The organism is Streptomyces sp. WAC03905 (genome assembly GCF_057371075.1).
Genome location: NZ_JBXYDZ010000003.1, coordinates 2537102 through 2551483, shown reverse-complemented (window position 1 = coordinate 2551483; position 14382 = coordinate 2537102). Strand labels below are relative to the sequence as shown.

The following is a 14382-nucleotide window of genomic DNA, read 5'->3' as shown; positions in this document are numbered from 1 at the left end:
GCCGTGTTGGTGAAGGGGCATCAGTCTTTCGTGACCGGAATCACGCGGTCAATCGGAACGGGCGGTTTGCCCCGGACCCGCGGCGCCGGTCAGCGGCTTCCCGCGGCCGGCACCGGCGCGTCGAGGAAGGCGAGGCGGGCCGGCTTGGCCGGGAGGTGGACCTCGGGCAGGTCGACCTCGGGGAGCACGACCTGCGGGCCCAGCACGAACCCGGTGCGCTCCAGCCGCGCGAGGGCCTTGGCGTTGCGGGCGTCGGGCTCGGCGACCAGGCGCCGGGCGGCCGGGTCGGAGAACACGAACGAGAGGAACGCCGTCATCAGCGCCCCGCTGAAGCCGGGCCGGGGAGCGCCCTCGGCGGGGCCGGCGATCAGCAGGTGCACGCCGACGTCCCCGGGCCGGGCGTCGTAGCACTCGCTGACCCGGTCCGCCTCGCACTCGTACGTCTGGAACAGCGCGACCGGCGTGCCCTCCAGGGCCGCGATGAAGGCGTGGTGGGTGGTGCGGCGGTCGACGTCCTCGTAGATCTCCCGCACCAGTTCGAGACCGGCTTCGCCCATGCCCCAGAACCGGGCCCGCTCCTGCGTGACCCAGCCGTGGATCAGCGCGGCGTCGGCGGCCGGGTCGACGGGGGTGAGGGTGACCGTGCCGAAGCCCTCGACGTGGTGGCTGTGGACGGGCTGCCCGGGGGAGGCGGACGCGGCGGGGGTCATATCGCTTCCTTGGTGAGCCGGGCCCAGTCGGTGACGACGGGGACGAGTTCGCAGCGTGCCCACAGCGGGAGCTGGTCGTGGTGGTGCGGGGTGCCCGTGACGCCGTCGGCGCCCAGCGGGACGGCCCAGAGGCTGTCCTCGCGGCGGGCCAGGTCCCAGACGTAACGGGCGGCCGACGCGCGGGCGGTGAGGTCGGTGAAGCCGGGGACGGAGGAGGTGGCGTTCACGCAGTCGTGGTCGCCGCCCAGGCCGGGCCACTCCGGGGCGTCCGGGTCGGGTACCGCCTGCCAGGGGGTCAGGCGGTGGACCTCCGACCACGGGCTGTCGGGGGCGCCCGTCGCGGCCGTCTCCTCCAGGGCGGCGCGGACGTGCGCGGCGCGGTCCAGTTCCGGTACGAGGGAGGTGGTGAGCAGGCCTTCGAGCGCGTAACCGATCTTGGGGAGCAGGTACAGCCAGGGGTGGAACACCGCCGGTCCGGCCGGCGCCCCCGCGAGGTCCGCGAAGACGGGGTCGGCGGCGAGGCGCCGTACGGTCGCGGTCCGGAAAGCGGCGAAGACGGTGGCGTCGGTGCTGTCGGCCTCCATCCGCCGGTCCCAGGCGAGCAGTCGGGTGCGCAGCTCCCGCGCGGCCGGGGTCAGGTCCGCGAAGCCGGGCAGCAGGGCGAGCAGCGGCTCGGCCGAGGCCAGGTAGGTGTCCCGGTGCACGTCGGCCATCGCCTTCGGCGACCAGTCCGCGGAGCCGCTGAGCAGCTCCCGGATGCGGTCGGCGCGGTGCGGCGGCGCGAACTCCACGCCGAGCGGGGAGGCGATGCCGCGCGCGTTCGCCATCACGGCGAAGCCCTGCACCGGCTCGGCCGGGGTGGGCGCCCAGCCCTGCCAGGCGTGCCCGGGGTCCCAGGCGGGCACGGGGCGCAGCCGGTTGGCCGGGTGGCGCAGCGGCACGGCGCCCGCGACGCGGTGCAGCAGGCCGCCTTCGGTGTCGGCGGCGTGGACGACGTTGACCGGCTCGGCCCAGCCGTCGAGGGCGCGGTCGATGTCGGCGACGGTACGGGCGCGCAGCAGGGCGGGGAGGGCGGCGAAGCCGAGGTCGCGCCGGACGCGGGGCGGGTAGCGCAGCGAGAGGGTCTGCGTGCTGCCGTCGCCGGGGGCCGCGGCGGGGCCGGCTTCGGCGGCGCGGGCCGCTGCGGTGGCGTCGGTTCGCGCGGCGGGGTCGGCTGCCGCGGCGGGGTCGGCAGCCGCGGTGGCGTCGGTTCCTGCGGTGGTGTCGGCGTCCGCGTGCACGATCACCGGGCCGCGGGCGGTCTCCAGGACCTCCACCTCGACGTCGTCGCCGCCCGCCACGGTGATGGTCTCGGTGTGGCGCGCGACCGGCTCCCAGGTGCCGTCAGGGCCGAGCGCCTCGACGACGGCGCCGCCGTCCTCGCCCGCGACGCGGCGCAGCTGCTCCACGTACAGGTCCTGGTAGTCGGACATCGCGTTGGTGATGGCCCAGGCGGCGGAGCCGGTGTGCCCGAAGTGGGCGAGGCCCGGCACGCCGGGCACGGCCAGGCCGAGGACGTCGTAGTCCGGGCAGGACAGGCGGATCTGCTGGTAGACGCCCGGGTCCTCGATGAAGCGGTGCGGGTCGCCCGCGATGATCGCCGCACCCGAGGTGGTGCGGTCGCCCGGGACCATCCAGCCGTTGCTGCCGGCGATGCGGGGGCCGTCGGTCGCGAAGAGGGTGAGCGCCTCGTCGCCGAGGGCGCGGGCCACGCGCTCGCGCCACAGTTTGGTCGGGAAGCCGGCGAACAGGATGTGCGTCGCGATCCAGATCGCCAGCGGCACCCACGGCTCCCAGGGGGTGGGGGCGAGACCGGTGCGGGTGAAGCGCTCGTCGCGGGCGGCGCCGGCGGTCAGGCCCGCGTTGACGCCGTCGACGTAGGCGCGCACCCAGGCGGCGGTCGTGGGGTCGTCGGCCTCCAGGGCCGCGTGGCAGAGGCGGGCGGTGTCGGCGAGGCGGCTCTGGCGGGCGAACCGGTCCCACACGACGGAATCCGGCCCGAGGAAGGAGGCGCTGGAGCCCTCGGCGCGGTGCCGTTCTACCTCCAGCTGCCAGGCGCGGTCGAAGGCGGTGACCCGGCCCTGGGCGCGGGCGAGCGAGAGTTCGTCCGAAGCGCGCAGGTGGGGGATGCCCCAGGGGTCGCGGAAGACGTCGTAGGATTCCGGGGTCTGCCCGTGGGGTCCGCCCTGGGCGCCCGAGTTCGACTCCGGGTCGCTGCCGCTGCTCACACTGCTCACGCTGCTCTCTTCCCCGATGCGTATTTAGGTTAGGCTGCCCTAACTATAGAGGTGTCTGGGGAGGGTTCGAACATGGCGGTCGGCAAGGGTTGGGAAGGCGTGGTCCTCAAGCTCCTGCGGGGCAAGGACTTCACGTTCACGGTGACCGGGGCGGAAGACGTCACGGACCACTACCGCCGGGTGTACTTCACCGACGGCGGACTGCTGGCCGCGGCCGGCGCCTCGCTGCACCCCACGATGTGGGTGCGCGTCTGGTTCCAGAACGCCGGCCGGCCGCACCAGCGCGCTTACACGCTGGTCGACCCGGACCCCCGGACCGGCACCTTCTGCTTCGAGTTCGCGCTGCACGACGGCGTCGCCAGCGCCTGGGCGCGCGGCGCCCGCGCGGGCGACACCATCGAGGCCACCGTCCAGGGCACCGGCTTCACCGCCCCGGCACCGGCCCCGGAGCGCCTGCTCGTCATCGGCGACCCCGCGTCCCTCCCGGCGATCAACTCGCTGCTGGACTCCTTCCCCACCACGCCGGCCACCATCTGGTTCGAGACCCAGCACGCCTCGGACGCGGAGCTGCCCGTACGCCTGGACGCGGACCGGCACGACATCCGCCGGGTGCCGCGGGACGGTACCGCGCTGACCGACCGGGTCCGGGCCGAACTGCCGGAGCTGCTCGGCGACCCGGCCTCGGCGTACGTGTGGCTCGCCTGCGACACCGCCACGACGCGCGGCCTGACGGCCTACCTGCGCAAGGACCTCGGCCTGCCGAAGCAGCGGGTGAACGGCCTGGGCTACTGGCGGCCGGAGGCCCAGCAGGTCCAGCGGTAGGAGGGTCTTCGTCTCCGGCGGCCACCCCCCTAGGCGCCGGTCGCGCCGTCGATCGCCTCGCGCAGGAAGTCGGCGTGGCCGTTGTGCCGGGCGTACTCGTGGATGAGGTGCAGCATGACCAGGCGCAGCGAGGCCTCCTCCTTCCAGCTCGGCACGTACGCCGTCACCTCCAGGGACTCGGCCGCCGCCTCGATGCGCCGGGCGTGCGCGACCTCCTCCTCCCAGGCGGCGAAGGCCTCGGCACGGGTGGACCCCGAGGCGTCGTAGGCGGCCTGGAAGTCGTGGCTGTCGGACCACAGGTGCGGGAGCTCCTCGCCACCCAGGACGCGCCGGAACCAGTGCCGCTCGACCTCCCCCATGTGCCGGACCAGCCCCAGCAGGGACAACGTGGACGGCGGCATCGAGGCGCGCCGCAACTGCTCGTCGTCGAGGCCCTCGCACTTCCCGGCGAGGGTGGCGCGGTGGTAGTCGAGGAAGGCCCGGAGCGTCTCGCGCTCGTTGCCGGTGAGGGGCGGGCTGATGCGTTCCATACAGGTGATCATGCCGCGCCGCCCCCACCGGCGGAACCCCGTCGCGAGCAGCCCGGGCTACGCCCGGCCCGGCGCCGCCTCCTCCGGCCGCGTCCAGATGTACGGCACCGTCACGCCCATCACCCCGAAGCCCAGTCGCTCCAGGATCGGACGGCTGTCGTCCGAGGCGTCCACCTGGAGGTAGGGAATGCCGCGCTCCGCCGCGATACGGGCCCGGTGCGCGACCAGCAGGCGGTAGAGGCCCCGGCCGCGCCACTGCGGCAGCGTGCCGCCGCCCCACAGGCCCGCGAAGGCCGTACCCGGCACGATCTCCATCCGGGCCGCGCTCACCGGAGTGTCGCCGCCCGCCAGGGCGACGACCGCGGCGATGGTCTCCGGCTCGTCGGGCAGCCGGCTCAGCAGCGTCTCCCGCAGGCGGGGCCGCTCCGTGCCGAAGGCCCCCGCGTGGACCCGCATCATCAGGTCGACGCCGGCCCCGTCCGTCACCGCGCGCAGGGTGATGCCCTCCGGCGGCTCCACCGGAAGCTGCGCGAGCTCGGCCACCCGCCCCACCATCAGCGTCTCCGGCGGCTCCGGTACGAGGCCCGCCGCCCGCAGCCGGTCCCCGAGGTCCGCCGGCCGGTCGTGCGCGTACAGCTTCCACTCGAAGTCCGGGCAGCCGTGCTCCGCGAAGAACCCCACCTGCGCCGCGATCTGCGCGTCCGCCGTCTCCTCGTCGAGGTCCGACCAGAGGACGCCGTTCCACCCGGTACCGGGAGCGCTCTGCCGGACCACCCGGCCCGCCCGTTCCACGAGGGCGTCCGCACCGTCCGGTCGCGCGGCCTCGCGCACCTCGGCGTCGTACCGGGCGCGCACCCGCAGCAGCTCATCGAGATCCATCGTCATCGGGCCAGCTCACCAGTGGCGGGGCGGCCCGCACAACTGCATTAGCCTCACCCCGTGAACGACGACCTCACCATCTACACCGGCAAGGCCGCCCCCGACGCCGCCGCCGACCGCGGCTGGCTCCTCGGCCACTTCAAGGACCCGGCGGATCCCCGTCACAGCGAGGACGTGGAGATCAAATGGGGGGTCCACCCCAAGGGCGACGAACGGGAGCGCTGGGCCACCGCCGAGAAGCGCACCGCACTGCTGGTCCTGATCAGCGGCCGCTTCCGGCTGGAGTTCCCGGGGCGGACCGTCGTCCTCGAAGAGCAGGGCGACTACGTGCTCTGGGGCCGCGGCGTCGACCACTCCTGGTACGCGGAGGAGGACGCGGTCGTCCTCACCGTCCGCTGGCCCTCGATCCCCGGCTACCGGGTGGACGAGCCCCAGGGCGTGTCCTCCGGGGCTTGAGTTCCCGGAACCTTCCCGGTCCTGCTGTGACGATGCACACGAAAAGGGCCAACGATCACGAAACGCTGGGATCGTGGAGGTTGCAGACCATCTGGGCCGAACGCGGGGCGATCCCCCGCGCCTTCGGCCGGGCCTTCACGAGTTCACGCGTTCTTTGCGACGGGCTGTCTCCCGGTAAAGATCCGAACCCACCAGGGAGCACGTCCGTTGGCAGTCCTCGCGCGGTGGTGCATGCGCCACCGCCTCCTCGCCGTCCTGATCTGGCTGCTCGCCCTCGGCGGGACCGCGGCGGCCGCAGTGACCGCCGGAACGGCGTTCTCCAACGACTACGAGGTCCCCGGCACCGAGTCCGGCAAGGCCAACGACCTCCTGCGTGAAGGCTTCCACGGCCAGGGCGGTGACACCGACACCATCGTGTGGCGGGCCCCGGACCGGCAGACCGCGCGCACCCCCGACATCGAGCAGCGCATGACCCGGGCGCTGGAGAACGTCGCCGGGCTGCCCGGTGTCGGATCGGTCGCCGGACCCTACGGCCCCGGCCCCGAGAGCGCCGCACGCATCAGCCCCGACGGACGAACCGCCTACGCGGTGGTGACCTTCGACGAGCCGGCCGACGCCGTGCCCAAGGCCCAGGCGCGGGCCGTCGTCGACGCCGCGAAGAACCCCACCACCGAGGCCGGCGGACTCCAGGTCGAACTGGGCGGCCGCGCCATCCAGCTCACCGAGGCACCCACCGCACACCTCGCCGAAGTGATCGGCGTGGCCGTCGCGGCCCTCGTCCTCTTCCTCGCCTTCGGCTCCCTCGCCGCGAGCCTGCTGCCCATCGCGACCGCCCTCGTCAGCGTGGGCACCGCCTACTTCGGCATCACCCTGCTCGGACACGCGATGCCGGTCGCCGACTTCGCCCCCATGCTCGGCACCCTCATCGGCCTCGGCGTCGGCATCGACTACGCGCTTTTCATCGTCACCCGGCACCGCAAGGGCCTCGCCAGGGGCCTCCCGGTGGAGGAGGCCGCCGCCGGCGCCGTCGCCACCACCGGCAGGGCCGTCGTCTTCGCCGGCGCCACCGTCTGCATCGCCCTCCTGGGCATGCTGGTGCTGCGACTGAACTTTCTCAACGGCGTCGCGATAGCCGCCTGCGTGACCGTCGTCCTGACCGTCGCCGCCTCCGTCACCCTGCTGCCCGCCCTCCTCTCCTGTATCGGCATGCGGGCCCTCTCCCGCCGCGAGCGCCGCAGGCTCGCCGCCGAGGGCCCGCAGCCCGAGCACACCTCCGGCTTCGCCGCCCGCTGGTCCGCCTTCGTCGAACGGCACCCGAAACTGCTCGGCGCCGTCGCCACCACCGTCATGGTCGTCCTGGCCCTGCCCACCCTCTCCCTCCACCTGGGCACGTCCGACCAGGGCAACAACCCCGCCACCTCCACCACCCGGCAGGCCTACGACCTGCTCGCGGAAGGCTTCGGGCCCGGCGCGAACGGCCCGCTCGCCGTCGTCGCCCGCCTGGACGGCGCAGGGGACCGGCTCGCCGTGGACCAGCTGGCGCAGGCCCTCCGTACGACACCGGGCGTCGCCTCCACCGGCCCCGCCGTCCTCAACCGCAGCGGCGACACGGCCGTCCTGACCGTCGTACCGGACTCCTCCCCGCAGTCCCGGGCCACGAGCGACCTCGTCGACACGCTCCGCCAGGACGTCATCCCGCGCGCGGGCGAGGGCAACTCGATGCAGGTCCACGTCGGCGGCGTGACGGCCGCCTACGACGACTTCGCCGACGTCATCATCGGCAAGCTGCCGCTCTTCGTGGCCGTGGTCGTCGCCCTCGGCTGCCTCCTGCTGCTCCTGGCCTTCCGGTCCATCGGAATCCCGCTCAAGGCGGCGGCCATGAACGTCGCCGCCGTCGCCTCCTCCTTCGGGGTCGTCGTCGCGATCTTCCAGTGGGGCTGGGGCAGCGAACGGCTGGGCCTGGGCAGTGCCGGCCCCATCGAACCCTTCCTGCCCGTGATCATGGTGTCCGTCCTCTTCGGGCTGTCCATGGACTACCAGGTCTTCCTCGTCAGCCGGATGTACGAGGAGTGGCTGGAGACCGGCGACAACCGGCGGGCCGTGCGCGTCGGCCTCGCCGAGACCAGCCGGGTCATCAACTCGGCCGCCGTCATCATGATCTCGGTCTTCCTCGCCTTCGTGCTCAGCGGTGACCGGATCATCGCGATGTTCGGCATCGCGCTCGCCGCGGCCGTCGCCCTCGACGCCTTCGTGCTGCGCACCCTCCTCGTCCCCGCCCTGATGCACATGCTCGGAGGCGCCAACTGGTGGCTGCCCGCGTGGCTCGACCGGCGGCTCCCCAGGATCAGCATCGAGCCCCCCGAACACCGCCCGCATGCGAAACTTCCGGCACAGCGGTCCGGCGGCGTCCCCACCACGAGCGAGGACGGCGCCGAGCCCGCCACCGCCTCCCGGTGATCCGGCCCACCGCCGCACGAGACCCAAGGAAGAAGCCGCATGTTCTCGATAGACCTCGCCGAAGGCGCCCAGCTGTTCCCGCTGGAAGCACGGCACGCCGAGGAGTTCTTCGCGCACATCGAACGCGGACGCGAGTACATCGGCCAGTACGTCGGCTTCCCCGACCGGTCCCCGGACGTCGACTCCGCCAGGGCCTTCCTGGCCGCCTACGCCGTGAAGGCCGGTGAGGACGGCGCCCGCTTCTTCGGCATCCGCCTCGACGGCACCCTCGTGGGCGGCGTCCTCTTCCCCAACTTCGACGCCGACGGCGGGAACTGCGAGATCGGCTGCTGGCTGGAGCCCGCCGCAGCCGGCCGCGGCCTGGTGACCAAGGCCTGCCGCGTCCTGATCGACTACGCCTTCGGCGAGCGCGGCATGCACCGCGTCGAGTGGCACGCCGCCACCGGCAACAAGAAGAGCCTCGCCGTCGCCGAACGCCTCGGCATGACCCGCGAGGGCGTCATGCGGGAGAACTACCTCCACCGGGGCGTCCGCCAGGACACCGAGGTCTGGTCGGTCCTCGCCCCCGAGTGGGCCGCCGCCCGCACCTCCTGAGGCACGCCGCCCGGGCCCCGCCGACCCCGGGGCCCGATACGGCCACGACCACCGGATTCTCAGGGAACTCTCAGACGCTGCCCCTACGGTGCCCCGCATGGACACCACCAAGACCCCCGCCCCAAACGCCGCCGAGGCGGACACCACCCCGGTCGCCCTCGAGAAGACCGAGACCCCCCAGGACGCCGCGGCCGGGACCGGGGCCACGCCCGAGGCCGACCTGGACGCCGCGACCGACGCGGACCTCGACGACGACGCCTTCGGCGAGGACGCCGCCGACGAGCAGCCGCCGAGCCACGTCGGCTCCGCCGCCTTCGCGATCGTCTCCGCCGGTCTCTCGGTCGTCGCCCTCAGCGGGAGCTGGGTCGCCGGCATCGTGTCCGAGCGCGCCAGCGTCGCCGCCCGCCTGGAGCTGAGCCAGGCCGCCGACGCCAACGCCCAGATCGCCGCCCAGTTCGTCGACCCGTGGCACACCACGGCCATGGTGAACGGCGTTTTCTCCGCACTCGCCCTGATCATCGCCACCTTCGTCCTCGCCCTCCCCGCCTTCAGCACCCCCGAGCGCACCCTCCCCACCTGGGTGCGGTCCGTCTCGTGGGCCGGCATCGGCCTGGGCGCCCTCGGCGTACTGCTCTTCGTCCTCATGTACTTCGACCTCCTCCTGGCCATCCCGAAGGCAGCGGCCTGAGACGTGCCTTAGACAGCCGAGGCCCCTCCCGGGCGCACCGCCCCGGACTAAGGCCCCCGGCACTCGCCGGATGCGGCATGCGACCGATGTGCCGGTACCCCCTGGGACGCGAATCTTGGACCACACCGAACGAGGTCCCGAGAACCGCAACCAGGGAGTACGAGATGTTCGAGCACGAGATCGCCGCCGCCGCCCGCACCACCGACCTCCTCCGCGAGGCCGCCGCGTACCGGACGGCCCGGGAAGCCCGCACGGCGCGCCGCGCCTCCTTGCGCGGCCAGGACCCCCGGGAGCGGGTGACAGCACCCTCGACCCGCGCAACCCGCTCCGCACCCAGGCCCGCGTGACCCCGCGCGTGACCCGGAGCGCGCCGGTATCGGGTGCCGCCGGCCAGGGCCTCTGTGCGATGCTCGGCGACGTGGAGACCAGATCTGTCAGCCCGGTCTTCGTCGGCCGCGCCGACGAACTGGCCGTACTCACCGACGCCCTGACCCGCGCAGCGGGCCGGGAGCCGCAGGCCCTGCTCATCGGGGGAGAGGCCGGGGTCGGCAAGACCCGCCTCACCGAGGAGTTCCTCTGCGAGGCGGACCGGCGGGGCGCCGTCGTCGCCGTCGGAGGCTGCGTGGAGATCGGGGCGGAGGGGCTGCCCTTCGCCCCGTTCTCGACGGCACTGCGCACTCTGCACCGGCTGCTCCCGGAGGAGCTGGCCGCCGCGGCCGCGGGCCAGGAGGACGAACTCGCCCGGATCCTCCCCGAACTCGGCGACACCCCGCGCGGCCCGCACGACGAGGAGAGCACCGCCCGGCTCTTCGAACTGACGGCCCGCATGCTGGAGCGGCTCGCGGCCGACCGCACCGTCGTCCTCGTCCTGGAAGACCTGCACTGGGCGGACACCTCCACCCGGCACCTGCTCTCCTACCTCTTCCGCACCCTCGGCAGCGGACGGCTCGTCGTCGTCGCCACCTACCGGTCGGACGACGTCCACCGCCGCCACCCGCTGCGCCCGCTCCTCGCCGAACTCGACCGGCTCCGCACCGTCCGGAAGATCGAGCTGTCCCGCTTCAACCGCGCGGAGGTCCGCCGCCAGCTCGCCGGCATCCTCGCCGCGCAGCCCGACGAGGACTTCGTCGACACCGTCTTCGACCGGTCCGACGGCAACGCCTTCTTCGTCGAGGAACTCGTCGCCTCCCGGGAGAGCGGCTGCCGCACCGGACTCACGGAATCCCTGCGCGACCTCCTCCTCGTCCGCGTCGAGGTCCTCCCCGACGAGACCCAACGCCTGGTCCGCATCGTCGCCGAAGGCGGCTCCACCGTGGAGTACCCGCTGCTGCGCGCCGTCGCCGGGCTCACCGAGGACGAACTGATCGAGGCGCTCAGAGCCGCGGTCGGCGCCAACATCCTGCTCGCCACCCCCGACGGCGACGGCTACCGCTTCCGGCACTCGCTGGTCCGTGAGGCCGTCAGCGACGACCTGCTGCCCGGCGAACGCGCCCGCGTCAACCGCCGCTACGCGGAGGCGGTCGAGGGCGACGCCCACCTGATCCGCGCCGAGGAGCGGGTCATCCGGCTGGCCAGCTACTGGTACCACGCGAACGACCCCGCCAAGGCCTTGCCCGCCGTCCTGGCCGCCTCCGTCGCCGCCCGCCGCCGCCACGCCTACTCCGAGCAGCTGAACCTGCTGGAACGCGCACTGGACCTGTGGGAAAGCGCCCCCGAGGACGTCCGCGACGCCCTCCGCCCCGCCGACTACACCGACGTGTACCCGCCCTGCGGCTGCGACCCCGCCACCACCCCGCTGCAACGCCTCGACCTGCTGGCCGAGGCAACCGTCGCGGCGCGCTACGGAGGGGAACGCGAACGCGCCCTGAAGATCACTAAGACGGCGCTGCGCCTGCTGGAGGAGCACGGCGACCCGCTGCGCGCCGCCTGGTTCTGGACCGAACGCTCCCGCCTGGTCGCCGGACTCGGCCGCGGCGACGGCTGGGAGGAGATAGCCCGGGCGCAGGACCTCGTCCGGGGGCTGCCCCCGTCCCAGGTGCACGCCGAGGTCCTGGTCCGGGCCGCGAGCTGGGGCATGCTCCACAAGCCGGGCCCCGGCAACCTCGCCGCCGCCGAACGCGCCGTCGAGTACGCGCGGATGGTCGGCGCGGCCGAGACCGAGCTCAACGCCCGGATCACGGTCGGTGCGCTGCTCACCGATGCCGGCGACGGGCCGGGCGGCCTGGCCGAGATGCACGCGGTCAGGGAACGGGCCACAGAACTCGGTCTCGCGCTGCTCGCAGGACGTGCGCATATCAACCTCTCCTCTCAACTGGAAAGCCTGGGACGGTCCCGCGAGGCCGTGGAACTGTCCGAACAAGGGGCCGAGCTGGCCCGGCGGTCCCGGCTGCTGGACACCGAGGCCTGGGTCTTCGGAAACATGGCCGAGAGCCTCTACAGCCTCGGCCGCTGGGACGAGGCCGCCGAAGCGGCCCGGCGCACCCTGCTGGTCGGCCAGAGCGCCTCCCCGCGCGGCTCCGCCTCCGCACGGCTCGCCTACCTGGCTCTGGCCCGGGGTGAGTTGACCGAGGCGGCCCACCAGCTCGCGGCCGCCCACGCCCACTTCGGCACGCACGAGACCCAGCCCCAGCACCGGATCCCGCTGCACCGTCTGGCCATCGGCATCGCGGCCGGGGAGGGCCGCATCGCCGACGTCCGCACCGCGACCGCCGCCGCCGTGGACAGCGGCTTCCCGCTCGGGCAGCACCGCTACGCCTGGCCGCTGCTGCTCGCCTCCGCCTCGGCCGAGGCGGACGCCCGCGGGCTCCCCGCCGCCGAAGCCGGCCGCGCCGCCGCCGTGGACGTCCTGCGCGCCGCCGCCCGCACCCTCGCCACCCCGGCCCCGGTGTGGATCGCGCACGCCGAATGCGTGCGGGCCGAACTGCTGCGGGCCGAGGCCCGGGACACCGTCGCCGACTGGACCGCCGTGGAGCAGTCCGTCCGCCCGCTGGAGCGCCCGTACCTGCTGGCCCGGGTGCACCACCGGCTCGCCGAAGCCCTGCTGGCCGTCGGGGACCGCGAGCCCGCGGCCGCCCTGCTCCGCGAGGCCCATGCCACCGCCGAGCGCATCGGCTCACGCCGGCTGCGTGAGGACCTGGCCCTGCTCTCCCGGCGCGCCCGCATCCCCCTCACCGCCGACGACGCGGCGCCGCACACCGCCGACCCGGAGCCGGACCCTGCCGAGGAACTCGGCCTGACCAGCCGCGAGCGGGACGTACTGCGCCTGGTGGCGGCCGGCAGCACCAACCGCAGGATCGCCGAGGAGCTCTTCATCTCCCCGAAGACGGCCAGCGTGCACGTCTCCAACATCCTGGCCAAGCTGGGAGTCACCGGCCGCGGGGAGGCGGCCGCCCTGGCCCACCGGCTACGGCTCTTCACCCCACCCGGCCCGGTCGGCCCACCCGCTCAGCCCGGCAGGTCCTAGGGGGCGCCCTGCCGGTCAGGCCGGTCGGTGCTCGTCCGCGGGCTCCTCGTCGTCCAGGCGTATGAGCACCCTGCCGGAATCGAGGTCTATCGGGCCCCGTCCCGGATCGTTGTCACCCACGTCGGTCCGGGACAGCTCCAGCCGCTTCTTCTCGTCGTTCGTGTGCTTGCGTCCCGGGTTGAACAGCTCCTCGATCATGTTGAACACCGTGTCCACGCACCCTCCGCCCCCGCCGGGGGCATGCCGGTCATCGCACTGTCAGTGTCAGGATCCTGTCGTCGCCGGCTTCCGGCGACCCGCGCCCGTCCGTCTCGCTCGTGACCAGCAGCAGCCGGTCACCCCCGAGACCGACCACCGTCCGCAGCCGGCCGTACTTCTCCTGCAGGAACGCCTCGGGCTCGGCCACCGGCTCCGCCCCGGCCAGCGGGATCCGCCACAGCCGCTGCCCCTTCAGTCCGGCCATCCACACCGAGCCCTCCGCCCACGCGATCCCGCTCGGCGAGGCCTCGTCGGTCCGCCACACGGCCACCGGGTCCCGCATACCCGGTTTCCCGGCCTTCCCCTCGGCCTCGGGCCAGCCGTAGTTCGCGCCGGGCTCGATCAGATTCAGCTCGTCCCAGGTGTTCTGGCCGAACTCGGCCGCCCACAGCCGTTTGTCCTTGTCCCAGGCGAGGCCCTGCACGTTGCGGTGACCGTAGGAGTACACGACGGAATCGGCCTCCGGGTTGCCGTGCACCGGATCCCCGTCCGGCGTCATCCGCAGGATCTTGCCGCCCAGCGACTTCTTGTCCTGCGCGAGCCCGGTGACACCCGTCTCACCCGTCCCCGCATACAGCATCCGGTCCGGACCGAAGGCGATCCGCCCGCCGTTGTGGATCAGGCCCTTGGGAATGCCCCGGAACACGGTGTCCGGCGCGCCCAGTTGCTGCCCGGGAGGTCTCTGCTCGTCATAGCGCAGCCGTGCGATCCGGTTGTCCGACGCGGTCGTGAAGTAGACGTACACCAGCCGGTCCGAGGCGAAGTCCGGCGACAGCGCGAGGCCCAGCAGTCCGCCCTCGCCACCCGGATCCACGCCCGGGACCTCACCGATCGCGGTCACCGCGCCCGACCCGGCCGCGACCCTGCTGATCGTCCCCTTGTCCCGGGAGGCGACCAGCAGGTCACCTCCGGGCAGCGGGGCCACGCCCCAGGGCGACTCCAGATCCTTGGCGGCCTCGCCGGTGACCGTCACCGCCCCCTTGGCGGGCGGTCCCGACGCCGGTGGCGGGGCGGAGCCGCTTCCCGACGGGCCCGGCGACCCGGAGCCCGCCACCGTCGCGCCCGGTGGGGAACCACCCCGCCCGGTGTCCGGGCCGCCCGCCGGTGAACACCCCGCCACCAGCAGCGCGCCGCACCCGGCCAGCGCTACCGCCGCCAGCACGCCCCGGCGCCCAGTGCCCGGCCCCTCGCACCGCACCTGCCCGGGAGAACTTCCGTATCGCATCGCCCTGCTCCCTTCCGGTCCTCC

13 protein-coding genes are annotated in these 14382 nt (G+C 73.8%); 7 read left to right on the top strand and 6 right to left on the bottom strand.

Annotated elements, in window-relative coordinates; genetic code table 11:
- Positions 1–89: 89 nt before the first annotated feature.
- Together AC2RP6_RS13780 and AC2RP6_RS13775 are read right to left on the bottom strand one after the other, a co-directional pair.
- Positions 90–710 carry a GNAT family N-acetyltransferase gene (locus AC2RP6_RS13780; protein ID WP_486446487.1) on the bottom strand — a complete coding sequence of 207 codons (621 nt, stop codon included), beginning with the start codon at positions 708–710 and terminating at the stop codon, positions 90–92.
- Positions 707–2878, bottom strand: a complete 2172-nt coding sequence (locus AC2RP6_RS13775; RefSeq protein WP_486450327.1) for a penicillin acylase family protein — start codon at positions 2876–2878, stop codon at positions 707–709. The genes AC2RP6_RS13780 and AC2RP6_RS13775 overlap by 4 nt, the downstream gene beginning before the upstream one ends.
- 180 nt (positions 2879–3058) lie before the next feature.
- Between AC2RP6_RS13775 and AC2RP6_RS13770 the strand changes: the two genes are divergently transcribed.
- Positions 3059–3808, top strand: a complete 750-nt coding sequence (locus AC2RP6_RS13770; protein WP_486446486.1) for a siderophore-interacting protein — start codon at positions 3059–3061, stop codon at positions 3806–3808.
- A 29-nt stretch (positions 3809–3837) separates the two neighbouring features.
- On the opposite strand, the gene AC2RP6_RS13765 is transcribed toward AC2RP6_RS13770, so the two are convergent.
- On the bottom strand, positions 3838–4338 hold the full coding sequence (locus AC2RP6_RS13765; RefSeq protein WP_486446485.1) for a DinB family protein: 501 nt from the start codon (positions 4336–4338) through the stop codon (positions 3838–3840).
- 57 nt (positions 4339–4395) lie between these two features.
- Positions 4396–5217 (bottom strand): GNAT family N-acetyltransferase, encoded by an 822-nt coding sequence (locus tag AC2RP6_RS13760; RefSeq protein WP_486450326.1) that lies wholly within the window; start codon positions 5215–5217, stop codon positions 4396–4398.
- Between the two features lie 60 nt (positions 5218–5277).
- On the opposite strand from AC2RP6_RS13760, the gene AC2RP6_RS13755 reads away from it, so the two are divergent.
- The 6 genes from AC2RP6_RS13755 (at position 5278) to AC2RP6_RS13730 (ending at position 12875) form a co-directional block, all read left to right on the top strand.
- Positions 5278–5673: a cupin domain-containing protein gene (locus tag AC2RP6_RS13755; RefSeq protein ID WP_486446484.1), complete on the top strand. Its 396-nt coding sequence runs from the start codon at positions 5278–5280 to the stop codon at positions 5671–5673.
- Between the two features lie 207 nt (positions 5674–5880).
- Positions 5881–8130: an MMPL family transporter gene (locus AC2RP6_RS13750; RefSeq protein WP_486446483.1), complete on the top strand. Its 2250-nt coding sequence runs from the start codon at positions 5881–5883 to the stop codon at positions 8128–8130.
- A gap of 39 nt (positions 8131–8169) precedes the next feature.
- Positions 8170–8724, top strand: a complete 555-nt coding sequence (locus AC2RP6_RS13745; RefSeq protein WP_486446482.1) for a GNAT family N-acetyltransferase — start codon at positions 8170–8172, stop codon at positions 8722–8724.
- Positions 8725–8821: 97 nt separating this feature from the next.
- A complete protein-coding gene (locus AC2RP6_RS13740) occupies positions 8822–9412 on the top strand; it encodes a hypothetical protein (protein ID WP_486446481.1) in 591 nt (196 codons plus the stop codon).
- 164 nt (positions 9413–9576) lie between these two features.
- Positions 9577–9759 carry a hypothetical protein gene (locus AC2RP6_RS13735; protein ID WP_486446480.1) on the top strand — a complete coding sequence of 61 codons (183 nt, stop codon included), beginning with the start codon at positions 9577–9579 and terminating at the stop codon, positions 9757–9759.
- A gap of 59 nt (positions 9760–9818) precedes the next feature.
- Complete coding sequence (locus AC2RP6_RS13730) at positions 9819–12875, top strand: helix-turn-helix transcriptional regulator (protein WP_486450325.1); 3057 nt, start codon at positions 9819–9821, stop codon at positions 12873–12875.
- 15 nt (positions 12876–12890) lie between these two features.
- Here AC2RP6_RS13730 and AC2RP6_RS13725 read toward each other — a convergent pair whose 3' ends face one another.
- Entirely contained in the window at positions 12891–13091 is a 201-nt protein-coding gene (locus tag AC2RP6_RS13725; RefSeq protein ID WP_486446479.1) for a DUF6191 domain-containing protein, read from the bottom strand.
- A 31-nt stretch (positions 13092–13122) separates the two neighbouring features.
- Positions 13123–14358 (bottom strand): PQQ-dependent sugar dehydrogenase, encoded by a 1236-nt coding sequence (locus tag AC2RP6_RS13720; protein WP_486446478.1) that lies wholly within the window; start codon positions 14356–14358, stop codon positions 13123–13125.
- Positions 14359–14382 lie beyond the last annotated feature (24 nt).

What these genes read in the sequence shown, in the direction of transcription:
- AC2RP6_RS13780 (WP_486446487.1), bottom strand. Translation starts at nt 710, where the DNA reads ATGACCCCCGCCGCGTCCGCCTCCCCCGGGCAGCCCGTCCACAGCCAC.
- AC2RP6_RS13770 (WP_486446486.1), top strand. Translation starts at nt 3,059, where the DNA reads ATGGCGGTCGGCAAGGGTTGGGAAGGCGTGGTCCTCAAGCTCCTGCGG.
- AC2RP6_RS13765 (WP_486446485.1), bottom strand. Translation starts at nt 4,338, where the DNA reads ATGGAACGCATCAGCCCGCCCCTCACCGGCAACGAGCGCGAGACGCTC.
- AC2RP6_RS13760 (WP_486450326.1), bottom strand. Translation starts at nt 5,217, where the DNA reads ATGGATCTCGATGAGCTGCTGCGGGTGCGCGCCCGGTACGACGCCGAG.
- AC2RP6_RS13745 (WP_486446482.1), top strand. Translation starts at nt 8,170, where the DNA reads ATGTTCTCGATAGACCTCGCCGAAGGCGCCCAGCTGTTCCCGCTGGAA.
- AC2RP6_RS13740 (WP_486446481.1), top strand. Translation starts at nt 8,822, where the DNA reads ATGGACACCACCAAGACCCCCGCCCCAAACGCCGCCGAGGCGGACACC.
- AC2RP6_RS13735 (WP_486446480.1), top strand. Translation starts at nt 9,577, where the DNA reads ATGTTCGAGCACGAGATCGCCGCCGCCGCCCGCACCACCGACCTCCTC.
- AC2RP6_RS13730 (WP_486450325.1), top strand. Translation starts at nt 9,819, where the DNA reads ATGCTCGGCGACGTGGAGACCAGATCTGTCAGCCCGGTCTTCGTCGGC.
- AC2RP6_RS13720 (WP_486446478.1), bottom strand. Translation starts at nt 14,358, where the DNA reads ATGCGATACGGAAGTTCTCCCGGGCAGGTGCGGTGCGAGGGGCCGGGC.